Origin of the sequence: Galactobacillus timonensis (genome assembly GCF_900240265.1) — a bacterium.
GTDB classification, from domain to species: Bacteria; Bacillota_I; Bacilli_A; order Erysipelotrichales; family Erysipelotrichaceae; genus Bulleidia; species Bulleidia timonensis.
The window spans coordinates 92,064-118,042 of the sequence record NZ_LT964739.1; the positions used below are offsets into that span (position 1 = coordinate 92,064).

The 25,979-nt window shown below is 51.5% G+C and carries 18 protein-coding genes, 3 rRNA genes and 1 riboswitch; of the genes, 6 read left to right on the plus strand and 15 right to left on the minus strand.

Translation table 11 applies throughout. The annotated features are described in order from the left end of the window. The 7 genes from C1714_RS00525 to C1714_RS00555 all read right to left on the minus strand — a co-directional run bounded on the left by C1714_RS00525 (position 1) and on the right by C1714_RS00555 (position 8,397). The gene (locus C1714_RS00525; protein ID WP_102341360.1) at positions 1-669 is read right to left on the minus strand and encodes an alpha/beta hydrolase; all 669 of its coding nucleotides are present in this window, start codon (positions 667-669) and stop codon (positions 1-3) included. A 19-nt stretch (positions 670-688) separates the two neighbouring features. Continuing rightward, on the minus strand, positions 689-1,861 hold the full coding sequence (locus C1714_RS00530) for a trans-sulfuration enzyme family protein (RefSeq protein WP_167849874.1): 1,173 nt from the start codon (positions 1,859-1,861) through the stop codon (positions 689-691). Between the two features lie 98 nt (positions 1,862-1,959). Then, positions 1,960-2,065 (minus strand): 5S ribosomal RNA (gene rrf / locus C1714_RS00535). Positions 2,066-2,171: 106 nt separating this feature from the next. Beyond that, positions 2,172-5,075 (minus strand): 23S ribosomal RNA (locus tag C1714_RS00540). 247 nt (positions 5,076-5,322) lie between these two features. Continuing rightward, a 16S ribosomal RNA gene (locus C1714_RS00545) occupies positions 5,323-6,850 on the minus strand. Together the 16S, 23S and 5S rRNA genes form the textbook arrangement of a ribosomal RNA operon. Before the next feature lie 216 nt (positions 6,851-7,066). After that, positions 7,067-7,603, minus strand: a complete 537-nt coding sequence (locus C1714_RS00550; protein WP_102341362.1) for a DUF402 domain-containing protein — start codon at positions 7,601-7,603, stop codon at positions 7,067-7,069. An 89-nt stretch (positions 7,604-7,692) separates the two neighbouring features. Then, positions 7,693-8,397: an energy-coupled thiamine transporter ThiT gene (locus C1714_RS00555; protein ID WP_102341363.1), complete on the minus strand. Its 705-nt coding sequence runs from the start codon at positions 8,395-8,397 to the stop codon at positions 7,693-7,695. A gap of 41 nt (positions 8,398-8,438) precedes the next feature. Beyond that, positions 8,439-8,531: riboswitch (TPP riboswitch) on the minus strand. Positions 8,532-8,572: 41 nt separating this feature from the next. Between C1714_RS00555 and C1714_RS00560 the strand changes: the two genes are divergently transcribed. Then, complete coding sequence (locus C1714_RS00560; RefSeq protein WP_102341364.1) at positions 8,573-9,028, plus strand: GAF domain-containing protein; 456 nt, start codon at positions 8,573-8,575, stop codon at positions 9,026-9,028. Between the two features lie 4 nt (positions 9,029-9,032). Here the strand turns inward: C1714_RS00560 and C1714_RS00565 are convergent, their stop codons facing one another. Further along, the gene (locus tag C1714_RS00565) at positions 9,033-9,863 is read right to left on the minus strand and encodes an AAC(3) family N-acetyltransferase (RefSeq protein ID WP_102341365.1); all 831 of its coding nucleotides are present in this window, start codon (positions 9,861-9,863) and stop codon (positions 9,033-9,035) included. Positions 9,864-9,983: 120 nt separating this feature from the next. On the opposite strand from C1714_RS00565, the gene C1714_RS00570 reads away from it, so the two are divergent. Then, positions 9,984-10,361: a metal-dependent transcriptional regulator gene (locus tag C1714_RS00570; RefSeq protein WP_210115215.1), complete on the plus strand. Its 378-nt coding sequence runs from the start codon at positions 9,984-9,986 to the stop codon at positions 10,359-10,361. A gap of 6 nt (positions 10,362-10,367) precedes the next feature. On the opposite strand, the gene C1714_RS00575 is transcribed toward C1714_RS00570, so the two are convergent. From C1714_RS00575 to C1714_RS00600, 6 genes are read right to left on the minus strand one after another with little or no spacing between them, the layout of a single operon-like run. After that, positions 10,368-10,913: a TetR/AcrR family transcriptional regulator gene (locus C1714_RS00575; RefSeq protein WP_102341366.1), complete on the minus strand. Its 546-nt coding sequence runs from the start codon at positions 10,911-10,913 to the stop codon at positions 10,368-10,370. A gap of 42 nt (positions 10,914-10,955) precedes the next feature. Continuing rightward, positions 10,956-12,785 (minus strand): ABC transporter ATP-binding protein, encoded by a 1,830-nt coding sequence (locus C1714_RS00580; protein WP_245304967.1) that lies wholly within the window; start codon positions 12,783-12,785, stop codon positions 10,956-10,958. Further along, entirely contained in the window at positions 12,782-14,605 is a 1,824-nt protein-coding gene (locus C1714_RS00585; protein ID WP_102341367.1) for an ABC transporter ATP-binding protein, read from the minus strand. Before C1714_RS00585 ends, C1714_RS00580 begins: the two co-directional genes overlap by 4 nt. A gap of 14 nt (positions 14,606-14,619) precedes the next feature. Continuing rightward, positions 14,620-17,100 carry a translation factor GTPase family protein gene (locus tag C1714_RS00590; RefSeq protein ID WP_167849875.1) on the minus strand — a complete coding sequence of 827 codons (2,481 nt, stop codon included), beginning with the start codon at positions 17,098-17,100 and terminating at the stop codon, positions 14,620-14,622. Positions 17,101-17,151: 51 nt separating this feature from the next. Continuing rightward, on the minus strand, positions 17,152-17,931 hold the full coding sequence (locus tag C1714_RS00595; protein WP_102341369.1) for a hypothetical protein: 780 nt from the start codon (positions 17,929-17,931) through the stop codon (positions 17,152-17,154). A 3-nt stretch (positions 17,932-17,934) separates the two neighbouring features. Continuing rightward, entirely contained in the window at positions 17,935-19,140 is a 1,206-nt protein-coding gene (locus C1714_RS00600) for a MalY/PatB family protein (RefSeq protein WP_102341370.1), read from the minus strand. A gap of 192 nt (positions 19,141-19,332) precedes the next feature. Here C1714_RS00600 and nagB point away from each other — a divergent pair, with 192 nt between their 5' ends. Then, a complete protein-coding gene (gene nagB / locus C1714_RS00605; RefSeq protein WP_102341371.1) occupies positions 19,333-20,061 on the plus strand; it encodes a glucosamine-6-phosphate deaminase in 729 nt (242 codons plus the stop codon). Positions 20,062-20,276: 215 nt separating this feature from the next. Here the strand turns inward: nagB and C1714_RS00610 are convergent, their stop codons facing one another. Continuing rightward, on the minus strand, positions 20,277-22,061 hold the full coding sequence (locus tag C1714_RS00610; RefSeq protein WP_102341372.1) for an IS1634 family transposase: 1,785 nt from the start codon (positions 22,059-22,061) through the stop codon (positions 20,277-20,279). Positions 22,062-22,318: 257 nt separating this feature from the next. Here C1714_RS00610 and C1714_RS00615 point away from each other — a divergent pair, with 257 nt between their 5' ends. From C1714_RS00615 to C1714_RS00625, 3 genes are all read left to right on the plus strand, one after another. Continuing rightward, positions 22,319-23,578 carry an RNA-guided endonuclease InsQ/TnpB family protein gene (locus tag C1714_RS00615; RefSeq protein ID WP_102341373.1) on the plus strand — a complete coding sequence of 420 codons (1,260 nt, stop codon included), beginning with the start codon at positions 22,319-22,321 and terminating at the stop codon, positions 23,576-23,578. A gap of 138 nt (positions 23,579-23,716) precedes the next feature. Next, positions 23,717-24,316, plus strand: coding sequence for an ECF transporter S component (locus C1714_RS00620; protein WP_102341374.1), 600 nt, complete (start codon positions 23,717-23,719; stop codon positions 24,314-24,316). A gap of 140 nt (positions 24,317-24,456) precedes the next feature. Next, positions 24,457-25,977: a DUF438 domain-containing protein gene (locus C1714_RS00625; RefSeq protein ID WP_102341375.1), complete on the plus strand. Its 1,521-nt coding sequence runs from the start codon at positions 24,457-24,459 to the stop codon at positions 25,975-25,977. The last annotated feature ends 2 nt before the right edge of the window (positions 25,978-25,979 follow it).

Below are 25,979 nucleotides of genomic sequence, written 5' to 3' on the forward strand. Positions count from 1 at the left end.
TCATTGCTTTTCCCCTAGGCACCGGCGGATGCCACGGCAAAGCCGCTGCTGTTTATCGACAAAGTGGCTGCCAGGATTCCATTCAAGCATGCACCGAATGCCGCGGGCATCGAGCAATTGATAGATCTCTTCCGTACAGCTGCGCACACTGGCAAGCACCGGCTGACGCGTCAGATGTTCCCGATCGCCCAGCGAAAGATACACATCCGTTAACGAAGTGGAACACGGATGCGCCCTGCAGAAGTCGACGAATCCCGGATACCAGAGCGAACCCGAAGCGCTGACGCAGCGCGTAAAAAGATCACACTGATACACCGCATAGAGCGCAAAAAGACCTGCAAGCGAATAGCCTGCAATGATGCGATTGCCAGGCTTCTGCAAACCTTTTTCAACGGCAGGAATCACCGCACTGCCGAGCCAGGCAAGATAGGTATCAGCACCGCCTTCAAAGGGAGGATCGCGCCGTGAGAGACCATCGGCGCGCCAGGGCGAAAGATCATTATTCCAGTTCATGCGGGAAATGCAGACAAGAGAATGCGGAAGACCAATCTGTCGATCAATTTCTTCCGAAGGATCCTCGAAGCAGTTCAGATAAACGACCGGAGAACCGCTGACGCCCGGAAATACCGTGATGCGCTTTCCATCCAGTTCAAAAACCGAAACATCCATATCAGAGACAGTCTGCGGATCAGTCCTTCAGCGCTTCAAACGCCTGATCAAAATCCGCAATCAGATCATCCGCATCTTCCAGACCGATGGAAAGACGGATGAGATTGTTGTAATGCGACTTCGGAAACATCAGTGTAACGACATCGCCAAGACTGGTCGCAACCGGCGGAATCTTCGTCGCATCGCAGAACCTGCACATTGCTTCATAACCGCCCTTGAGACGTACACCAAGCATCCCGCCGTATCTCTCGCCGCGGAACATCTTTTTGGCAAGCTCATGCTGCGGATGGCTTTCCAGACCCGGATACAGCACTTCCGCAACCTCCGGACGCTGCTCAAACCATTTTGCAAGCTTCATCGCCGTTTCGCACTGACGATCGTTGCGCACATGGAGTGTATGAATGCCGCGAAGAGCGAGCCACGCATCAAACGGGCTGATATGCTGGCCAAGGTTATCCATAATATAGCGGGCACGATCCATATCCTTCTTGCACCCTGCCATTACACCGCACAGCGCATCGCCATGGCCGACAAGATATTTCGTGCCGGAATGAACGACGATATCAACACCCCAGTCCAGCGGCGTCAGAACGTTCGGCGACAGGAAGGTATTATCAACAATGAATTTGCAGCCGTGCGCATGAGCGATTTTCGCGATCTCAGGAAGATTGGCAAGCTTCAGCTGCGGATTCGATTCCACTTCCAGATAGACAACCTTGGTATTGGGACGGAACGCAGCTTCAAGCTGATCAAGATCGAGAATTTCGACACGCGAAGTCTCAATGCCCTTGGAAGGCAGAACATCTTCAAACATGCTTGAAGTGCACATGAAGGTATCATCGGAACAGATCACATGATCGCCGGCATTCAGATTGCCAAAAAGAGCACAGCTGACCGCAGCCATTCCGCACGAGACAATCAATGCGTCCTCGGAATGCTCAAGAGCGCGGATCTTCATCGCAAGCTCGTCGGTTGTCGGATTGGTCGTGCGGCTGTAGATATAGAGGCCTTCCTCCCACCTGGCGCCGCGTTCAAGCATTTCATCATATTCTTCCGCGGTTTCATAGGCGAAGGTCGAAGATTCAAAAATCGGAGTGTTCAGAGCATGCGTCCGCTCATCCGGGTGCTCGCCGCTGCGCACGGCACGCGTCCCAAAACCCATTTTGCTAAAGTCGGTATCATATCTGCTCATTTTCTTTCTCCCAAAGTAACTGGCAAGGTCATTGTAGTAAAAGAGCATTTACAATTCCACAATAAAAAAGAGAAGACCGAAGCGATCTTCTCAAGAGAACCCGGCGGCGTGCATACTTTGCCAAAGGCTATGTCCGCCCCTGCAGTGCTTAACTTCTGTGTTCGGGATGGGAACAGGTGTGACCACTGCGGTATCGTCACCGGATCATATCAGGGGATTGCTCCCTGAAAACTGAATAACAGTACAGACGTAATAGAATGTTGGTCTTTCTAAATGGCGTTTCGATTTCTTCTTTGGATAATAGTCTCGTGTGAATAAATCTTCGATCAATTAGTATCAGTCAGCTCAATGCCTCACGGCACTTACACCCCTGACCTATCAACCTCGTCGTCTTCGAGGGATCTTATCTTCTCAAGGAAGGGGAAGTCTCATCTTGGAGCCGGTTTCACGCTTAGATGCCTTCAGCGTTTATCCGATCCATTCTCAGCTACCCGGCCATGCCGCTGGCGCGACAACCGGTACACCGTAGGAATGTCCATCCTGGTCCTCTCGTACTAGGGACAGCTCTCCTCAAACTTCCAACGCCCACAACAGATAGGGACCAAACTGTCTCACGACGTTTTGAACCCAGCTCGCGTACCGCTTTAATGGGCGGACAGCCCAACCCTTGGAAGCGAATTCACCTCCAGGATGCGATGAGCCGACATCGAGGTGCCAAACCTCCCCGTCGATGTGAACTCTTGGGGGAGATCAGCCTGTTATCCCCAGGGTAGCTTTTATCCGTTAAGCGACGGCCATTCCATTCTGCACCGCCGGATCACTAATTCCGACTTTCGTCCCTGCTCGACCTGTTTGTCTCGCAGTCAAGCACTCTTCTGCATTTACGCTCGATGAATGATTTCCAACCATTCTGAGAGTACCTTTGAGCGCCTCCGTTACTCTTTGGGAGGCGACCGCCCCAGTCAAACTGCCCATCTGCCACGGTCCCGTACCCGGTTTACGGCATACGGTTAGAATTTCAATTAAATAAGAGTGGTATCCCAACATTGACTCCGATGAATCCAAAGATCCAGCCTCTTAGTCTCCCACCTATCCTGTGCATATTTAACCGAAACTCAATAGCAGACTGCAGTAAAGCTCCATGGGGTCTCTCCGTCTAGTTGCGGGTAACCTGCATCTTCACAGGTACTAAGATTTCACCGAGTCTGCTGCCGAGACAGTGCCCAAATCATTACACCTTTCGTGCGGGTCAGAACTTACCTGACAAGGAATTTCGCTACCTTAGGACCGTTATAGTTACGGCCGCCGTTCACTGGGGCTTCAATTCTGTGCTTTGGATTGCTCCGGACACTTCCTTTTGACCTTCCAGCACCGGGCAGGTGTCACCCCCTATACTTCGCCTTGCGGCTTGGCAGAGAGCTGTGTTTTAGTTAAACAGTTGCTAGGGCCTTTTTTCTGCGACTCTTTCGAGTACCCCTTCTAGCTAACGTACGGGGTCAATTTGCCGAGTTCCTTGGCAACAGTTCTCTCGCTCAGCTTAGGCTATTCGCCTCGTCCACCTGTGTCGGTTTTGGTACGGGACAATTGATGATTAACGCCAGAAGCTTTTCTTGAGAGCTGGGTCCACGCTCTTCGCTACTTGGGTCTCCCCGTTCACTCGGTCCGTGCTTTGAATTCCGCTGACGGATTTCCCTGCCAGCCTTCTATATGCACGTCCTGCCCAATCCATTCAGGGCTCACGCTTCCCTTCTCTGTCACTCCTTCACTCATCAACCGTGCGCAGGAATATCAACCTGCTGTTCATCGACTACGCCTTTCGGCCTCGCCTTAGTTCCCGGCTTACCCAGGGAGGACGAACCTTCCCCTGGAAACCTTGGACTTACGCTGAATCAGATTCTCACTGATTTCTCGCTACTCACACCGGCATTCTCACTTCCATGCGCTCCACCACTCCTTACGGTATGGCTTCAACGCTCCATGGAACGCTCCCCTACCACTCATACTTTTCAGTACGAATCCAAAGATTCGGTACTGCGCTTAGCCCCGGTTAATTTTCGGCGCAGAGATACTCGACTAGTGAGCTGTTACGCACTCTTTCAAGGGTCGCTGCTTCTGAGCTAACCTCCTAGCTGTTTACGCGTCTCCACATCCTTTTCCACTTAGCGCAGATTTTGGGACCTTATCTGTTGATTACGGGCTGTTTCCCTTTTGACCACGGACCTTATCACTCGCAGTCTGACTGCAGGGTACTAAAATACGGCATTCGGAGTTTGATATCAGTTGGTATGGCTAGGTGCCACCCGCGTGATTTCAGTGCTCTACCTCCGCATCTCTTCACCCCACGCTAGCCCTAAAGCTATTTCGGGGAGAACCAGCTATCGCTGTGTTCGATTGGAATTTCTCCGCTAATCACAAGTCATCCGCCAACGTTTCAACGGGGGTCGGTTCGGTCCTCCAGATGGTTTCACCCATCCTTCAACCTGCTCATGACTAGATCACTACAGCTTCGGGTCTATCCCTGCATACTGCTCACCCTGTTCAGATTCGCTTTCGCTGCGGCTCCGCATTGTCTGCTTAACCTCGCATGCAAGGATAACTCGCCGGTTCATTCTACAAAAGGCACGCCATCACACATCAATGTGCTCTGACTTTTTGTAAGCATACGGTTTCAGGATCTGTTTCACTCCGCTCCCGCGGTTCTTTTCATCTTTCCCTCATGGTACTGGTGCACTATCGGTCATATAGGAGTATTTAGCCTTGCCGGATGGTTCCGGCTGCTTCCGTCAGGATTCCACGTGCCCCGACGTACTCAGGATCCCGCTCGAGCCTCTCTCGCCTTCGCCTACAGGGCTTGCACCTCCTGCGGCTGAGCTTTCAATCTCATTCGGCTGGCTCAATCAGTCTCTTTATTGCGGTCCTTCTACCCCGACCCTTAGATCGGTTTGGGCTCCTCCGGTTTCGCTCGCCACTACTCCCGGAATTACGTTTGTTTTCTTCTCCTCCGGCTACTAAGATGTTTCAATTCGCCGGGTTTTACTCATCAGCCTATGTATTCAACTGATGATGACACCCCGTTACGGGTGCCGGGTTCCCCCATTCGGATACCCGCGGATCGTTGCCTGTTTACGGCTCCCCGCGGCGTTTCGCCGTTCGCTGCGTCCTTCTTCTGCTCTATATGCCAAGACATCCGCCGTACGCTCTTCTTCATTTAATCACTTCGCGTAAGATTCTCTTCTTACACGGCTTACTGAGAACTGTTATCCAAGTCTTTTACTGTTTTTCAGTTCAGACTTCTTTAAAATCTTTTCAACTATTCAGAAAGACTTTCCTTTTCTGTTATGTCTTTCTCTGTTATTCAGTTTTCAAAGAACATTCCTCTTCAGAGATCTTTTGATCTCTGAAAACCAAACAGGAAACTGCACTCCCTTTGAACGTGCTTGCTTGTACATCTTGCTCCTTAGAAAGGAGGTGATCCATCCCCACGTTCTCGTAGGGATACCTTGTTACGACTTGACCCCAATCATCGGCCCTGCCTTCGACGGTTCCTTCCCCTTGCGGGGTTCGGCCGCCGGCTTCGGGTATTGCCGACTCTCATGGTATGACGGGCGGTGTGTACAAGGCCCGAGAACGTATTCACCGCGGCATGCTGATCCGCGATTACTAGCGATTCCAGCTTCATGAAGTCGGGTTGCAGACTTCAATCCGAACTGAGACAGACTTTAAGAGATTCGCTTCACCTCGCAGTGTCGCTCCTCGTTGTATCTGCCATTGTAGTACGTGTGTAGCCCAGGCCATAAGGGGCATGATGATTTGACGTCATCCCCGCCTTCCTCCGGTTTATCACCGGCAGTCTCTCCAGAGTCCCCAACTTGATGCTGGTAACTGAAGACAAGGGTTGCGCTCGTTGCGGGACTTAACCCAACATCTCACGACACGAGCTGACGACAACCATGCACCACCTGTCTCCCTGATAACCTCTGCTGTATCTCTACAGTTTCGCAGGGGATGTCAAGGCCTGGTAAGGTTCTTCGCGTTGCGTCGAATTAAACCACATACTCCACCGCTTGTGCGGGCCCCCGTCAATTCCTTTATGTTTCACACTTGCGTGCATACTCCACAGGCGGAATACTTATTGCGTTTGTTGCAGCACTGGGTCTCCCCAACACTTAGTATTCATCGTTTACAGCGTGGACTACTAGGGTATCTAATCCTATTTGCTCCCCACGCTTTCGTGCCTCAGCGTCAGTTACTGTCCAGACAGCCGCCTTCGCCTCCGGTGTTCCTCCATATATCTACGCATTTTACCGCTACACATGGAATTCCGCTGTCCTCTCCAGTACTCCAGCCTCCCAGTATCCAAGGCTTTATGGGGTTGAGCCCCACGCTTTCACCTTGAACTTAAAAGGCCGCCTGCGCACCCTTTACGCCCAATAATTCCGGATAACGCTCGCCACCTACGTATTACCGCGGCTGCTGGCACGTAGTTAGCCGTGGCTTCCTCGCGCGGTACCGTCACAAGAGGGTACTCCCTCTCCATTCGTCCCGCGCAACAGAGCTTTACATTCCGAAAAACTTCATCACTCACGCGGCGTTGCTCGGTCAGGCTTGCGCCCATTGCCGAAAATTCCCTACTGCTGCCTCCCGTAGGAGTCTGGGCCGTCTCTCAGTCCCAATGTGGCCGTTCAACCTCTCAGTCCGGCTACGCATCATCGTCTTGGTGGGCCGTTACCTCACCAACTAACTAATGCGCCATAAGCCCATCCACCAGTGTTTCGCTCCTTTAATAATAGAATCATGCGATTCCATTACCTATCCGGTTTTAGTACCCGTTTCCAGATGTTATCCCGGTCTTCGTGGGCAGGTTGCTTATGTATTACTCACCCGTTCGCCTCTGAAAGTCTCAAGCAAGCTTGAAACTCTCCGATCGACTTGCATGTATTAGGCACGCCGCCAGCGTTTATCCTGAGCCAGGATCAAACTCTCCATTTGATTTGACTCTCTTTAACTGACTTTCGTCAGTCAATTCCTTTTTGAATTGACGTTCTTGTTCTGTGCTTTATTTCCTGTTCGGTTTTCAAAGATCACTGCATCGCTTCTCGGCGAGTGCTCATCTAATCTATCGCTATTCTTTTTCCTGTGCAAGTAAATTTTTAAAAAAAAATCCAGATTCTTCAGGAAAGAACCTGGCCCTTCTGTTTTGCCCTGTTACTGCTGCCGCAGCATCTTGAGATACTGGCGGTAATAGTCATTGACGAACTTCTCCTGAAACGGAACTTCCTGCCGCTCCATCATCCCCAGAAGAAGATCCATCTGACTTTCCACCGCTTCCATCACCCGCGCCGGATAATTCATCGTCAGCGCATGTTCCTGATATTCATCCTCATCCAGAATTTCATAGGAACGATCCGGAAACAGCTTCACATCAAGATCATAGTCAATGTTCTTGATCGCCTCCCCATCGTAGATGCTGGGCGAGGCCAGATTGCAGTAATAATAGACACCGCTCTTGCGGATCATTGAGATCACATTGAACCAGTGATGCTTATATAGAAAGTAAACTGCCGGCTCCCGAGTAAACCACTTTCGGCCGTCCGCCTCAACGACCCACGCCTTGTTTGTAACGACCGTATACAGATCATCTGTCTCTTCCAGAACAACGGCCTTGCACCAGGTACGATGGAGCGTCCCATTATGTTTATAGCTTTGGATCCACACTTCCGACCCGGGTTTCAATTTTTCCATCCGCGCTCCTTCCGGCGTATATTGTACTACACGCCCAAAAAAATGCCCCGTTGCCGGAGCATTCCACAGATCATTCCTTCGAACCGGATTCAGGCAGCGAACGGAACCTTTGCCTTCTTCAGACGGTCCACCAGCATCGGCACAACAATGATGCACACGATCATCGTCACCAGATTGTACCAGAGGTTGTAGCCGATCGAATAGGACCAAGCCGCCGAAGAACCGGCTGCCGCCCCTTCCGGAAACCAGAAATAAACGCCGCTCAGCATCTGGAACACATATTTCAGAATCATGGAAATCACAATGCCGAACTGATCCCGGCCCGCAAGGTACCAGACCGTAAATGCACAGATACCGGCGCCCACCAGCGCACCCACAACATAGGCCGCCGTGCCGTTCCAGGATTTGCTGATGCCGAAGAAGGCCGCAGCACCAAGAATGATTCCGAAAATAACCGAACCCGAACGGCTCATCTTCCTAAAAGGCCACAGTGCCGAAGCAAGACCGCATACAACCAGCGGCAGCACATAGTCGAGCAGAATCTGCGGAAACGTAACAAACCACATTTCAAAGCCAAGCACAATGCTGATCAGCCACGAAAGCACCGCATCCGCGACGCCCCACTTCCAGCCCATCTGATACGAGCAGATGAAGACGGCAATGAGCTCCAGCTCAATACTGCCGCCGTTTGGCATCTGAAGAACCGGAATCAGGTTCCCCACAAACTTCAGCACCACATACAGTGCCACGTAAAGCGCAAGATAAGCAATTGTTCTGGTCTTTGCCTGTTTCATAAAAAATCCCCCCTTCGCTTACCAGCGCAGAGGAGACGAAACAAACCTTCTTCTGAACTCCCTACGCTAGCATTAACTAGATCAGGTGATAAGGGTTATTCTCAGCCTCTTTCGAAGCACCCCTGTTCACGTTGGCAATTATAGCATCCTTTACAGTTCATGATAAGATCACCATATGAATACCGTAATCGAACAGATCAAATCATTTCTGGAAGAGCCGGACATGACGGCGGCCCTTGCCAATCTCTCTTCCCTGCTGAAGGAAACCTATCCCGGTACTAACTGGACCGGATTCTACTATGTCAAAAACAAGGAACTGATCCTGGGCCCCTTCCAGGGCCGGCCGGCCTGCACCCATATTCCCTTTTCGAAAGGTGTCTGCGGCGCAGCCTACCGCACCTCTCAGGTACAGCTCGTCCCCGATGTGACCGCCATCGCCGATCATATTGCCTGTGACTCTGCCAGCCGCAGCGAACTGTGCGTCCCCGTCCTGGTCAATGGCGAATGTGTCCTCTTAATTGATATGGATGCGCCGACCATTGCCTATTTCACAGAAGAAATGGCAGCTGAACAGAAAGAAGCCGCCAAAGTAATAGCCAGCGCATGGATTGCCCACCGCTGGCCGAACTGAATCATTAACGGTACATCGAATAAATGGAGCCGCGCTCCAGAAATGCGGTCGCCGCATCAACCGCATCAACCGCCGAGAAGTACATTGCGTGGCAGTCTCCGATCGTTGTCTCACGGATCAGGCCCGCTTTCTGCATCGCCGGACGGATCATCTTGAACACCGAACTGTCCAGATCAAGGTTCAGAAAGCTGCGCCACTCCGTTTCCCCGTCCGCCAGCATCGGCGAACGTTCCACAAGAATCGGCCGGCATTGCGTCCGATACTCCGCCAGGTGCATGCATGTGACGGTATCAAAATCCGTTCCCAGCAGAAGCACATTTCCCTTCAGTTCATACAGCCGCGCCGCCGGCGACTCTTCGCCAAGCGGAAAATGCAGCGACTGCCGGTTGCACATCAGCTTCGCATACCTGCCCCAGGCTGTATACGAATACACCGGATGACCGGAGCACACAACACCGGGGCGATGGCGGAAATTCTCCGCCACAGCTCCCATTCCATTCAACGGCGTATTTTCCGGATCATAGGGAGGCATTGCTTCGCGGATCGTATCCCAGGCCGATGGCAGAGCGGGCGGATTTTCCCACGCCGAAGGATCCGTCTGTTCGCCTGTTTGTGCCGCCATCAGAATTGTTCCATTTTCACCGACGGTCTCAAGCAGCGCATCGACAACACATGCCGCCCCGCCGACAACATAGCCGAACGAAGAAAGAGAGGCATGCACCTCTGCGATTGTGCCATGCGTCAGACCCAGCTGCGCAAGTCCGTCTTCAATAGCTGCTTTTGTCACAACGGTGGAAACCGCTGATTCTTTCCCTGTTTTTGATATCCTGTCCATGTTTTTTTATTCTACTACGAGCGCCCGGGGTATTTCGCCGGCTTTTTTTAGGACATGCCGTATAATAAAAACGAAAACAGGCATTGCAGAACAAAGTTAGATAACAAAGGAGATCATCTTATGCTGAATATTCATGAATCCTCGGAAGACTATCTCGAGGCGATCCTCATGATCCGTGAAGAAAAAGGCAACGTCCACTCCATCGACATTGCCAATCTGAAGGGCTTTTCCAAGGCCAGCGTATCCATTGCCATGAAGAAGCTGCGTGAAAACGGCTATATCGCCATGGACAAGAACGGCCTCATCACCCTTCTTCCGCCCGGCGAACGAATTGCCGAAGATACCTACAAGCGTCATAGAACGCTGACCAGCCTCTTCAAGAAAATCGGCGTCGATCCCGAAACTGCCGAGAACGACGCCTGCCGCGTGGAACATGATATTTCTGAACTGACGTTTTCACGTCTTGTTGAACTGGAACAAAGTATTCCCGAGAAGTAATTGTTCTCACTCCGCCAGGGTGTTTCCTGTGCGGCGAACATAATGCAGCAGCCACCCGGCAAATTCCGACTCGGAAGCCGGGTATTTTTTCTGTATCCAGAGATCGATGGAATGCGCAACACCGGACGCCAGAAAATACAGCTGCACACTCTTCTGCAGCGAATCCTCCTTTGGCAGCTGCAGAAGCGTCGTATCCATATAATGAGCCAGCGCCTGAATCATATCCTCCTGAAATCTCTCATTCAGATGAAACAGAATATGGAACGTCCGCCCGTTCTCACGAATATAGGCAAGATAGCGCGACAGCTTGTCCTCCAGCTTTGTCGAAGAATCAAACTGCGGCGCCTGCTGCGCCAGCGTATCACGGATACTGTCAAGCAGCTCCTGCGGCGACCGGTAATGTGCATAAAAGGTAGAACGGTTCAGATCCGCCCGCTCAGAGAGCTCCGAAACATTGATTTTCGAAAGAGGTTCTTCCTCCAGAAGATCCAGCAGCGCATTCTGCAGCATCTTCCGGGTCATACGTGTACGGCGATTATCTTCTTTGTTCATTCCTACAGTTTACGCGAAAATGATGGATTTTCAACAGGATGTTCAGTTTAATGCCTCATTTACTTCCAGATCCGTAAACTGCCGCGTATACAGCTGATAGTAATAACCCTTCTGCGCCATCAGCTGCTTATGCGTACCGCGTTCAATGATCTTTCCATCGCGGACCACCAGAATCACATCCGCATGCACAATCGTCGAAAGACGATGGGCAACCATGAACGACGTCCGCCCCTTGATGACCGTCGCAATCGCCGACTGAATCTTCTGTTCCGTCTCCGTGTCGATGGAACTGGTTGCTTCATCCAGCACCAGGATCCTTGGATCCGCCAGCAGAGCTCTTGCAAAGGAAATCAGCTGCTTCTCACCGGTCGAAAGAAGATCTCCCCCTTCGCCGACTTCCGAATCCAGCCCCTTGTCCATCTTTTCAACCACCTGCCGCGCATCCACAAGATCCAGAGCGTGCCAGATTTCTTCGTCGCTGGCCATCGGATTGCCATAGCGCAGATTGTCACGCACACTTCCCGAAAACAGATGCGGCGTCTGCAGCACATAGCCGATATTGCTGTGCAGCCACAGCTGCGAACGCTCACGGGCATCTCTGCCATCAATCAGCACCTGACCGCTCGTGGGTTCATAGAAGCGGCACACCAGATTGACCAGCGTACTCTTGCCCGCACCGGTTTCACCGACAATCGCAACATTGGTACCCTGCGGCACCTTCAGATTGAAGTGCTCCAGCACCATGTCATCTCCATCCGGATAACGGAAGCTCACATCCCGGAACTCAATGTCCCCGTACAGCGGCTCCCAGTTCTCCGTCTTCGGCTCAAAGGTATCTCCGTATTTTGCAATCACTTCCGGCGTATCCGTAACATCCGACTTCGTATTCATCAGCTTGTTGAAGCGCTCAATGTTCACCTGCACCGCGATCACCGCCGAAATCGTCTCAATGATGGCCTGAAGCGGATCCATGATGTTCAGTGCATAGCTCATGAATACCGACAGCGTACCGATGCGCATCATGTTCTCCACCGTCAGCTCGCCGCCCCGCCACAGTACCAGAGCCAGTGCCATTGAACCGACAAAGGAAACAATGCCGCTGAGCATCGCCGAATAATGCGTCGCCCTCACCGAAGTGTGCCGCATCAGCTCCGTATCCTTCTCAAAATCCTGAATCATCGACTTCTCAACGACAAGCGTCTTGATCGAGCGAAGACCGGTAATACCTTCATTCAGATCGCCGGTAATCTTAGAATTGATTTCACGGATCTTCCGGTTGATCACAATCAGCCGGCTCTGAAAGACCGAGATCAGAAATGCAGCCACCGGAATCAGAATCGCCAGATACAGTGCCAGCCGCACATTCGTCATGAACATAACGACCAGCGCAAAGATCAGATACGACCCGTTCCATACCAGATCCATCAGGCGCCACGCAAACATCTCACCGATGCGCGTCGTATCACTCATGATGCGCGCATGAATATAGCCGACATTGTTCTGATTGAAATAGCTGAAGCTAAGCTGCTGCACATGATCAAAACTCGCATCACGAAGCTTCTGATCAACACCCATCTCAACTCTTCCGCAATAGTAGGTCGAAATGAAGTTCATGATCACCTGCGCCACCAGCACAACGAGATACAGCGCAATAAACTGCGGCAGCGTGTCCAGCGTCTGCTGCCCGATGTAATGATCCAAAATATACTGCCTGAACAGCGGATAAACCGCATCAATGGCACTGACCAGCACACCCGTAATCAGCATCGGCACCGTGTAGCGCCGGAACGAGCGAACATACGGACGCATGGCCGCAATGTTCTTCCGCATCGTTTTCCAGTCAGTGCTGTGATATTCTTCCTGCTCACTCATGCGTCTTCCTCCTCTCCCGCCTTTACCTGCAGATCATAGGCGCGGGCATAGATGCCCTTCTTTGCCAGCAGTTCCTCGTGCGTCCCGCGCTCCGCAATCCTTCCATGACTCAGAACAATGATTTCATCCGCCTGCATCAGGGTGGTAATCCGGTGGGCAATCAGAAGCACCGTCGCCGAAGATGTCTGTTCCTTGAGCTGATGACGGATTTCCGCATCCGTTTCAGCATCGACCGCCGACAGCGAATCATCAAAGATCATGATCGGCGGCTTCCGGATGAGCATCTGGGCAATGGCCGTACGCTGTTTCTGACCGCCGGACAGCGTCACGCCGCGCTCACCGACGTAGGTATCGTAACCCTGCGAAAAGCTTTCAATCGTCGCATCCAGACTTGCCGTCCTTGCGGCCCCGCGCACTTCCTTCAGATCGGCCGTCGGCACAGCGATCCGGATATTGTCCGAAAGTGAACGTGAAAACAGGAACGGCTCCTGCAGAACCATACCGATATGGCTGCGCAGCCACGAACGATCAATCTTGCGGATATCGACGCCGCCGATCGTAATCGCACCATGGCCTTCCTCCAAAGGATACAGGCGGTCCAGCAGGTACATCAGCGTACTTTTGCCCGATCCCGTTCCGCCAAGAATACCGACCGTCGTCCCTGCCTTCACCGTAAACGTCACATCCTGCAGCACTTCCGTTGTTCCTTCCGGATAGGCGTAGCTCACATGATCAAACACAATGTCGCCATTCATATCCGGCCGGATGACATCCGGCGCATCCTTCTCTTCTTCCGCATTCATGATTTCCCGGATACGGTTTGTCGAAATGCCGGCCCGCGAAAGACTCGAAATGACACGTCCCAGGGCACGCACCGGCCATATGAGCATCATGTTATAGGACACAAAGGCGATAAAGTTCCCCGCCGTCAGATCCCCGGCAACGCAGGCCTTAGCCCCGGCAACCATGACCGCAAGAATCTGACCATAGGACAGAAGATCACCGGAACTCCAAAAGGCGGAAAGATACTTCATCAGCTTGTACCAGTGCCCCGTATACAGCGCATCCTGTTCCTCAAACCGCTGACGCTCATAGCGTTCACGGCCGAACGCACGCACGACCCGTACACCCGTCAGATTTTCCTGGGCAATGGACGAAAGCTTTCCTTCCTCTTCATCCGCCTTCTGAAATTCGGTTCCGATTCTCCGATGAAAATAAAAGCTGTAGAGAACGATCACCGGAATGAAGGCAAGCGAAATCCAGGACATCTTCACATTGATATGGAACATGTAGTACAGCGCCAGCACAATGATGATCACAAACCGGAACAGAAGCACCAGCTGCTCTGAAACAAACAGCCGCACCGTATCGACATCGGAAGTGGAACGCTGAATGATGTCGCCCGTCTGATTCTGCTGGTACCAGTTGAACGGCAGGTACATCAGATGTTCATAGATGTCGTTGTGCATCGTCTGCACCAGCTTCTCCGAGCCAAACGCATTGAACAGCCGGTACAGATACCGTGCAACAGCCGAAAACAGAGCGATGATCATGACGGTCAGCGCCATGGATCCGAGATGTTCCTTGTAAAGCGCAATATGATCATTGACAAAGTTCAGATATCCCGGCAGATCGCCGGCATCACTTCCAATGATGGAGTCGACCGTAAACTGGATCAGCTTCGGATTGATCATCTCCAGAAACGCCGACAGCATCGAAAAAAGGATGCACAACAAAAACCATTTCCAGCTGTACCTGAGAAAATGCACCACAAGAGAGGAATTGTTATGAAACCGTTCCTCTTTTCTTTCTTCCCCCATATTCTTCTCCCCACTCAAACCGAATGTTTTGTCGCATCAATGCGGCTCAGAAGCTCCCGCGTCGACAGCCGCATCGCCCCGTGCGCAAAGATGGAATTCTGAATCAGTGCGTCCGATGTCGCCACCGTCAGCCTGTATTGCTTTGCAAGCCGGACAGCATTGGCTTCAATCCATGCGTCGGCGGTCTCATCGGTCCGCGCATAGACAACTTCGACACTGCCCTTTCTCTGCACGGTTCCGGCATTATTCTCTACCCGATAGCCATCAAAGACAATAATCAGCCGGCCGCCGGTAAATTCCCGATAGGCACTGAGTTCTTCCACCGCCTTTTCCCGGGCAAGATAGAGATCCTCTTTGGAAAGCCGCTTCAGTTCCGGATCATAGAAGATGAAATTGTATCCGTCCACGATCATGCACGGTTCAAGATCCGGTTCAATAACAGGCTTCTTCTGCACCGCCGGTTCCGTCTTCTTCCGCGGTTTTACATTCTTATCCGGATTGCGATTGCGGCCGGAAGTCATTTCAAAGACGCGCTTCACTTCCGCTTCATCCACCTTCTGCTGCGCATAGACCGCGGCCGTTTCCCTCCGCAGGGCCCATACCGGTGTCACGAGATCTTCCACCTCGTTCCAGGGCACGTTATAGCCCGCTCCATTGGCGCAGAAGACAGAGTCCGGCGTCCGCGGCAGATCGGCCAGCGGATCGTAGGCCTTCTGCTTTACGATCGCATCCGCATCCTGACAGACGTCATAGCCATCGCCGACCGCCTGAAAGATGCCCCTTCCATGCGAGTATGCCGTCACTTCCTGCTGATAGTTGAGCAGCGTGCGGGCAGGTCCCCGGCCAGAGATCTTCATCATGCCGCCGTCTTCTTCGACCTGAACCTCTGCCTTGCGCTGATCCAGATCATAGAGCGCATGACTCAGCACATCATTCGGCAGCCGCAGGCTGAACTTCAAATACGGCTCCAGCAGAACATTGTCCGCTTTCATCAGGCCCTGGCGAAGTGCCCTGCTTGCCGCCTGCCTGAGATCGCCGCCCTTGGTATGTTTCAGCGACGCCCTGCCGGCCAATAATGAAATCTTCACATCGGTCAATAATGACCCGGTCAGTACACCGCGCAGACGGCGGTGACGGTAGTAGGAAAGAACGGAATTCTGCCAGCCGGCCGCAAAGGTATCTGCTGACACAAGCGATTCAACAACGATGCCCCGGCCGCGCTCCAATGGATCAATGCGAACCTGCACTTCGCCATAGTGGCGCAGAGGCTCGAAGTGGCCGATCCCGTAAGTTGTGGCAGCGATCGTTTCTTCATACAGAATCGTTCCATTGACAAAGTGCACCGTGATGCCGGTGCGCTCATGGATCTTTTTCTGCAGCACCTCCATCTGCATCGCCCCGCGTATTTCGACCGTGATCCGGTGCGTCTGTTCATCGACATCAATCGAAAGATCCGGATCCTCTTCATTCAACAGACGGCACGCATCCGCAAGGGCCAGCACATTTGCCCCGGGTTCCGCCTCCATCTCGTATACCATGCTCGCAGAGGAAAGGGAGGTGATGCCGCCTTCTTCAAAGCCAAGGCCTTCCCCTGCCTGAAAGGATGCCAGACCGGTCAATACCGCCAGATCCCCGGCCGATACTTCCGGCACCTGTACATAGCTTTTTCCGGAATAGATGCGGATCTCCTTGACCTTCTCATCGCCGCCAACATTCTGACGTGCCGCCAGCGTGCCGCCCGTGATCTTGACATGCGTCAGACGTGTACCGTCATCGGCGGTAGAAATCTTATAGATGCGGGCACCAAAGTCAGCGGGATAGGTGACAGGATCGAGCAGCTCATCCAGCAGATCGAGAACACGGTCGACGCCGTCATCCTTCAGGGCTGAGCCGAACAGAACAGGAATGACCTGCCGTCTGGCAAAGGCGGACCGCAGTAAATCCGGATGAATCGTTCCGTCCGCCATATACGCTTCCAGCAGATCATCGGAAGCCATGGCAAGATGCTCCTCCCTGTCAGCCGCCCCAAAGTCGACACAGGCAGATCCGAAGCAGTCGATCAGGCGCTTCATCAGGTCTGAGCGGCTCAAGGCACTGATGTCCATCTTGTTTACAAAGAGAACCAGCGGAATGGCGGCCGCATTGAGATCATCCCGGATTTCAGTCGTATGACTTTCCGGTCCCTTCTGGCCATTGATCACGACCAGCGCCGCATCAAGAACGGAAAGGACACGCTCCATTTCACTCGAGAAATCAACATGCCCCGGTGTATCGATAATATTTAGATGAAGATCCTTCCAGGTGAGATGGGTTTCCTTGGCATAGATTGTTATGCCGTGCGCCTTCTCTTCAGGATCGTAATCCATGACGGTATTCTGAAAATCGACGCGTCCGGGCTTACGGATTTCTCCCGCCCGCCACAGCATCGTTTCAATCGTAGTTGTTTTTCCCGCATCGACATGTGCCAGCACGCCAAGCGTCGCTTTCTTCATCATCGTCATGAATTTCCAGACAAAATAAACAAAACTTCTGCGACAGCTGCAGTCTTACTTCATCCTGCGCAGATCACTGCCGCACCATGGGCAGAATGGATAACAGACACTTTCACCTTCGCGGACGAGCGTCCTTCCACATACGGGACAGACGGTATTTCCATCCCCATCCATCTTCCAGAAAAGCTCACCGCTCGTGCGCGCCTTAGTCTCTTCTCTTTGGCGTCGGGCTCCCTTTTCAAGGGTAAAGGAAGGATCCTGGTGATTCTTCCGATACCAGGCTTCATAGTCATGATAGGTAAACTGCATGCGCTCAAAGGTGTCCCTGGTATCCTGGACCATCTGCTTCAGCTCTTCATTTTCCTTTTCGAGTGCATGCATGGCGGCAGGATCCGCCGCCCTGCGATACGTTTCCAACCGTACGGCCATCGAACGCAGAAGAGAATCCTTCAGCATTTCCCGCCGGCTGTCTGTAATCTGAATTCTCGTCGGCCGCCGGTACGTGCGCAGATCATTGCCGACAAGAATTCCCACCCAGTCAGGGATATACAGGCTCCAGTCCGATACCCGCTGCTCCAGCGTGGATGAAACAACCAGGTAGTTGTAATCACCGTACCAGGACAGCTTGTTTTCACTCTTGAGATCGCTGAGAGTCACCTTCAGCTCATAGCAGCGGAAGGTGCCTCCCGCATCCATCGAGAGAAAGTCGGCGATTTCATTCCCCATGCCTTGGGAGACGAAACCGATGGTCACTTCCTGGACGCCGTAAAAGCCGTTTTTCTCTGTATCCGAAATCAGGGCCTGTTCCAGCTCCAGGGTTGTCCGGGTTTTCATCGGTTAATCCTTCTCTGCATTGAACACATACTTGTCGAGTCGGTCGAACGCTTCCACGACAAGGGAATACGGAACGGCAAGGTTCATGCGGATGCCGTACGGATCATGGAACGGACGGCCGTCCTGCCACATGACACCGACCTCGGCGCCTTTCTTCTGCAGCGTATCCATATCGACATTGTGTGCCCTGCACCAGTCTTCGCAATGCAGGAACAACATGTATGTTCCCTGCGGCGCTGCGCATTCAACACCCTTGAAGTGATCCTTAATATACTGCGCACCATAGGCGGTATTCTTCGTCAGCACTTCGCGCAGCTGATTCAGCCAGTCATGACCCTCGGGCGTATACGCACCCATCAAAGCGTACATCGACAGTACATTCATCGAATTGTAATGCGTCGTTTTGGAAGCCCGCACCACTTCGTCACGGATTGCCTTGTTGTAGATGATATGGTAGCTGCCGATCAGACCGGCCAGGTTGAATGTCTTGCTGGGCGCGTAGAAGGCAGCCGTATGGTCATGGGCATAGGCAGACACCGACTGCGTCGGAAAATGCTGGTGACCCGCAAGAATCAGATCAGACCAGATCTCATCTGAAATGACGTTGACCTGATACTTCTCAAACAGGGCCATCGCCTTCTCAATCTCTTCTTTCTCCCAGACGCGTCCGCAGGGATTATGGGGCGAGCAGAAGACAGTCGTATGAATATTGTTCTCCCTGATCTTCTGTTCCATGTCTGCGTAGTCCATGCGCCAGACACCATTTTCATCCTTCTTAAGATAGGAAAGTACCGGATTATAGCCGGCAGAAGTAAACACATGCGTAAAGCCGATGTAGGTCGGCGCATGTACAAGAATCGCATCACCCGGCTGACAGAAAACGCGAAGCGCCGAAGCGACACCGCCCAGAACGCCGTTTTCGTAACCGATGTCTTCTTTCTTCAGATCGGTGACATGGTTCTGTGTCCGCTGCCAGTCAATGATCGCATCGAAATATTCCTTCCGCGGTTCATAGTAGCCATAGGCAGGATGTGCCGCGCGCTCTGCAATCCGTTCAGGGATCGTAGGGACCGTCGGAAAGTTCATATCCGCTACCCACATCGGAATCTGCGTAAATCCTGCCTTCGTCAATTCACCGTTCGGCGGGCATTCCACCGCGATCGAATCCTTGCCATGACGCTCTATCAATGTCTCAAAATCGTATTTCATTCCGGATCCCCCGTTTCAATATGGTCCATTATAAACCGTCCCTGCCCCCGTTCAGGCCAATGTGGAAACGTGCTCCGCAATTTTGTCGATTTCGATACCACGTTTGCATTATTGGTCAAAACATGAACATCCACGAAAGAATGATTATTATAATAAACGTGAGACGATACATCAGAGGAGGAGATCTCAACCATGTTCAACATCATTATCCGCGACACCTATGAAGAACTTTCTGCCGAAGCATTCAAGCCTGTTAAGGAAGTTCTGAAGAAGGAGCACCCGGTTCTGGGCCTTGCGACAGGTTCTTCACCCGTTGGCCTTTACAAGGAAATGATCCGCGACCATAAGGAAAACGGAACATCCTATCAGAACGTTGTCACCTTCAACCTGGATGAATATGTAGGCATCCCGCAGAATCACGCCCAGTCCTATTACACGTTCATGCATGAAAACCTGTTCAATTACATCGACTGCCCCGAGAGCCACATTCATGTTCCGGAAGGCTTCCGCAAAGATGAGGAACAGGCATGCGTCGATTATGAAAATGCCCTGAAGCAGTACTCCGTTGACATTCAGGTTCTCGGCATCGGCAGAGACGGACACATCGCCTTCAACGAGCCGGGCACGCCGTTCACAAGCGAAACACATCTGATGGACCTCACCGAAGAAACACGTACCGATAATGCCCGCTTCTTCGACGGCGACATCAACCAGGTCCCGAAGAAGGCAATCACCCAGGGTCTCGCATCCATCATGCGTGCAAAGAAGATCATCCTGATTGCGACCGGCGAAAACAAGGCCCAGGCAGTCTATGACATGATCAAGGGTCCCAAGAGCACAAACTGCCCTGCCTCCATTCTGCAGGACCACGCAGATGTTAGGGTCTATCTTGACAAGGCAGCTGCTTCCAAGCTGGACTGATCAGGCAAATAACTTCCTCATTCATGGAGAGCACAGAAATGTGCCCTCCTTTTTATAAAAAACGGCCGGGAAAACCCATGTGCTTCAGCCATGGGATGAAAGGCCGCTGTTACCGTATAATCCTGAATTTGACAGTTGATGGGTAAATAAAAGTGCCAAAAATGCGATTGTTAAAGGCATTTCTGGCATTTTTTCTTATGCATCGATTGTGCGTATTAAGCCTGCTTTTGCTTCGTTTGGCGAATAATTGTTCGGAGCTTGTTTTTCTTCATGATTTCGTAATCCGTATAAAAGCCAAAAGCTTCATGCAGGTCGTCTGTTATATCTGTCCTTGTATAGGCAGGTTGGTATCCGAGCCCTTCAATTGCCAGCAGCTTCATCGCACGCAAAGTACTTAGGATCTCGCATGTTGTGTATTTTTCATTGAGCTTTTTTTCCAGAATACGATAAACCAGGAGAGCCAGATAACATGTCAAAAAGTGGGCCTTGATTCGGTCTTCTCTTGATACGTGTACAGGTCTTGATTTGAAATCTGTTTTCATGATTCGGAAGGATTCTTCAATTTCCCATCTGCCTTCGCTGACAGAGAGAATATCTTTCACCGGATCGTCTACGAGGTTGGTGCAGACGGCATAGAAACCGTCATACATTGCCTCGGCATTGACCTTGTCTTCATCCAGAGACAGAATCGTTTTGTTGGCAACTTCGCCGTCCTGGGTGACGGATTGTTTCTGAATGAATCTGGCCGGATCGTTTGGATTACGCTTTCCTCTTTTCCTGGCACCGTCTTCAATCATTTTCTTCGCCCGTTCAACCTGTTTGTCACGAATTGATTTCTGGTAGAGGGCATACTTGGGTGAATAGGTGACAATCATCAGCTGGCCAGGAACCTTGCTTGTTCCATAAGGCTCTTCTTTGTAATACAACTCACCTGTATGAGATTCCGGATCAGCGATGACCTCATCCATGTTATGGACAGCCGCCCCATCCGATAAACGTTTCCAGTTCTGGCTGTTCATGGCGGCTTCCCGCTCATCTTTCTTCAGCTTTTTGAGTGATTGAGTGACGATAAAGGCACGGTCATGAATATCGTTGAACTGGCGATTAGCTTCGCTGCCAAGACCTCCATCGGTGCAGATGACAAACTTATCGAAATTGCAGCTGCGAATGACCTTTTGTTCCAAAGGCTGCAGGGATGGCTGCTCATTGGCAGAGCCGTTAAAAATCGACATCGCCATCGGGATACCGTCGGCGTCCATCAGTAAGCCCATCTGAACAATTGGATTCGGCCTGTTTTCTTTGCTCTTGCCATATTCTCTGAGACTGTCGTCCTCTTCGATCTCAAAGAAGAAGTTGGTGCAGTCATAGTAAAGAATGTGCTTGTTACGATGAATGACAAAATTGCTTGATTTATAAACATCCGCCATGATGTAATCCATCTCTTCAGCCAGAACGGAGAGAGCGCGATAAACATCATGAGGCTCATATTTCGGAGCTTCCAGGAGGGATTGACAGTACTTGTAGGAAGCCTGTTTGCTGCCCGGCTCAAGTATGCGTGCATATATCAGGTCGGAAAGAATCGCATTCAAATCATATTGGAATTTATGACGATTGCGGATCGTGCGGCAGGTGTTATCCAGGCGCAGGGAATAGTAAAGACTCTGCAGAAAAAGATAACCAGAGCCAAAGAGACGGTCCGCACCTTTTTCGATCCGGAGGTCAGGATGATAATCGACGGAGATCTTTTCGTTCTCCGCTTTCTCTTCCTCCGTCATTTGTTTGGCCTTTTCTTTTGCCCAGGCAATGACCTCATCTCTGGACATATTCATCTGTGCCATAAGCTCAGACATTTTTCCGAGTCGGGCAACGATTTTAGTGGTTCTCTTTTTACCGTTGGAATTAGTATTCGTTTTTCTGCCGCGGACATCGCCGAGGTAGAAATCCTTCTGGATATAAACGGTTTCGGAAGGGGTATTGGCATTCAGCACAGCAACTCTCATAGATAGCTCCTAAACAATTATATCATAAACCGATGTGTAACGATAAATAAAAACACAAAATTTGACACCAAAAAAGTCAAAAAAACAGCGCCATTAAGCGCTGAATTGAAATTGATCATTTTTTTAAACTGTCAAACTCCCGAGCACAGAAATGTGCCCTCCTTTTTATAAAAAACGGCCGGGAAAACCCATGTGCTTCAGCCATGGGATGAAAGGCCGCTGTTACCGTATAATTTAAGCGGAAAGGAGGTGAAGTCATGTATCTGACGCAGACAAACTACATTCGGCATCTCCCGAAGGACCAGTACGAAGCGATCCTTGAGATGTGCTCGTATGCCAACAATCTGTACAACGTTGGACTGTATCAGATCCGTCAGTATTTCTTTGCGACGAACAAGTATCTGCGGTATGAAGAGAACTACCATCTTTGCAAAGATAATGAAAATTACAAGCTGCTGCAGGCCGGCATTTCCCAGCAGATCCTGCGGACGTGCGACCATGCCTTCCGGTCGTTCTTTGCGCTGCTGAGCAAAAAGAAGTCCGGCAGCTACGACAAGAAAGTGCGCATTCCGCACTACCGCACGAAAGGCGGAAAGTATCTCCTGGTATTGTCAACGAACGCGATCAACATCAGAAACGGCAATCTGATCGTTCCGATGAGTCGTACGTTTTCAAAGCAGCATCCGGATCTGGATTCCATACGCATTCCGGTACCTGAAAGAATTTCAGGCAGGCACATCGCTGAAGTACGCATCGTGCCCGTTCTGAACGGCAAGGCACTGAAGATTCAGTACTGCTACGAACAGGAAGAAGAGCCGCAGAATCTGAATGCGGACAATGTATTAGCCATTGATGTCGGTCTCGATAATCTTGCGTCGTGTGTAACAACCACGGGGACGTCCTTCATCGTTGATGGACGTAAGATCAAATCAATCAACCAGTGGTACAACAGGCAGATTGCACACTACGCATCGATCAAAGACCATCAGAACATCAAAGGCTTTACAGCCCGTATGAGCCGCATCACAGACAAGCGTAACCGGCAGGTGACAGACTACATGCACAAGGCTGCACGCCATATCGTTGATTACTGCATTGCCAATGATATCGGCACGCTCATTGTCGGACACAGCGTTGACCAGAAACAGTCGGTCAATATGGGCAAAGCGAATAATCAGAAGTTTGTTCAGATCCCGTTTGACCAGCTTCGCACGTATCTGAAAACGCTGTGCGAACGATATGGCATTGCGTACATCGAAACGGAAGAATCGTACACGTCAAAGGCATCGTTCTTAGACGGTGACGCGATTCCGGTGTACGACACAAAACATCCGTATGCCGGTACATTCTCAGGCAAACGCATCAAACGGGGATTGTACAGAACCAAAGAAAACACGCTCGTTAACGCAGACATCAACGGAGCGTGCAACATTGCAAAGAAAGGTAAACAGAACCTCAGCTTTGAGGGACTGTGTAGAGGGCTGTTGGCAAGCCCTTTGAGAATAAGGATTGCGTAAGCAATCAGACTTCTCAAGAATCCCACGTGCTTTAGCTGTGGGAGTGTCAACTGGTCTTATATTTTTATTCATTTCTGGATATTTCAATAGGATCAGATGTGTCCTACCATGACAAATAACGAAAAGAGGGGTTTACACATGAACACAGATAGCCACAACCGCACACTGAAGCTGGTACTGACTGCCCTGATGGCAGCCCTTGCCTATATCTCATTTACCTTTCTGAAGATCAACATTCCGACACCGGGCGGCTACACGGCCTTTCACCTAGGCAATACGTTTGATGTCCTGGCATCGTTGCTGCTGGGCGGATGGCTCGGCGGCATCGCAGGCGCGATCGGCATGGGCATCGGCGACCTGCTCGATCCGATCTATGTCACCGTCGCACCGAAGACCATCATCCTGAAGCTTGGCATCGGACTGATCACCGGCCTGTTTGCCCATAAGATTTTCAAAATCAAAACCCTGGAAGGAAAGAAGCTCACGAAGGCTGTCTTCCTCTCCTCCACGGCAGGCATGGTGTTCAATATTATTGGTGAACCTCTGTTTGGCTACGTCTATACGGCCTACATCCTCGGGACACCGGAAAAAGCAGCCAAGACCCTGATGGCATGGAACGCCATTACGACGACGACCAACGCCGTTCTCACCATCATCATCGCTTCGCTTTTGTACCTGGCAATCTATCCCCGTCTGAAAAATAACGGTACACTCCAGAAGATCACTCCCAAAGACTGAGGAAGTCAGACACCGCCGGCTCACTTTCAAGTGATGCGGCGGTGTTTTTTTAAGCAAATTATTATTTTGTTGTCCCGGCAACGTTAATCACTCCTAACCGCCGTTATTCTAGGAACAGATCACAAGGAAGGAGATCCCAAATGACCAAGAAGATTGACCTGAACAAAACTGTATTCGAGCTCACGGAACAATATCCGGAACTCATCGATATTATGGCAGACCTCGGTTTTACGGAAATCACAAAGAAGCCCGTCCTCAATTCCGTCGGCAAAATCATGACCATTCCCAAGGGCGCAAAGATGAAGAACATCTCCATGATGGATGTGGTAACCACCCTGATGGCAAACGGCTTTGAGCTCGAAGGCACCATGCCTGACATCAAAGCAGCACAGCCGGCTCCTGCAGCAGCACCCACTGCTGCACCCTCGGATGAGCAGACCGAACAGTTGAAGGCTTACCTGCGCCGGCTCGGTGAAGGAGAAGACCTTGAAAGTGTACGTGCCGACTTTGTCCGTGAATTCAGTGAAGTCGATCCCTCTGCCATCATGAAGGCGGAGCAGGAACTGATGAAGGAAGGGACGCCGCTCTCGCAGGTACAGAAGCTCTGCGACATTCATTCCGCTCTCTTCCACGGCAAAACCCGCCAGGAGCAGATTGCCAACGCCGAAAAGGCCGTTAACGAATCTCTGAAACGTCAGAAGATTCAGGAACAGATGGCAAAGCGTACCGTCTTCCCCCCGAAGGATTACAGCAACAAAAACGCAAAGGCAGCCGCTCTCGAAGCCATCGACGGACATCCTCTGCACACTCTGACCGCCGAGAACAACGTCCTCAGCCGCCTGATTGAAGAATACAGGAAATCGCCCAGCGACGCTCTGCTTGCGAACATCCGTGAACTGTCCATCCACTATGCAAAAAAAGGCGACCTCCTGTATCCTCTGCTCAAGGTAAAGTACGGAATCACCGGCCCTTCAGATGTCATGTGGACCGTTGACGATGAGATCCGCGACGAACTGGGCGCTCTTGCAAAGGAAGCGCAGCACGATGAGGCCTGGAACGAACGCGCCACTGCAGTTTTGAAGCGGACCGAAGAAATGATCTACAAGGAGCAGAATATTCTCTTCCCGATCTGCGCCGTCAACTTCAGTGAGCAGGAATGGTACGGCATCTACCGCGACGCCAAAGATTATGCCGACTGCCTCACAGTCACGAAGGAAAGCTGGCCCGACGCAGAAAAGGCAGCCGCCCCGGCACAGACACCTGTTCAGGGTGAAATTGTCATGCCCGGCGGACATTTGACGCCTGCGCAGCTGACTGCCCTTTTGAATACGATTCCGATGGAAATTACCTTTGTCGACGCTGACAATATCAACCGCTTCTTCAATGAGGGGCCGAAGGTATTCAAGCGTCCCGGCATGGCCATCGACCGCGAAGTATTCTCCTGCCACCCGCCGAAGATCGAGCCGATGGTGCGCCAGATCATTGACGACTTCCGCAGCGGCAAGCGTGATGAAGTTCCGGTCTGGATGGAGAAAGGCGGAAAGACCATGCTCGTAAGATATTTCGCCGTCCGTGATTCGGAAGGAAATTATCTCGGAACAGCCGAACTGGTCCAGGATATGGAATTTGCCAAAGAGCATTTCATGAACCGGACCAATTAAGG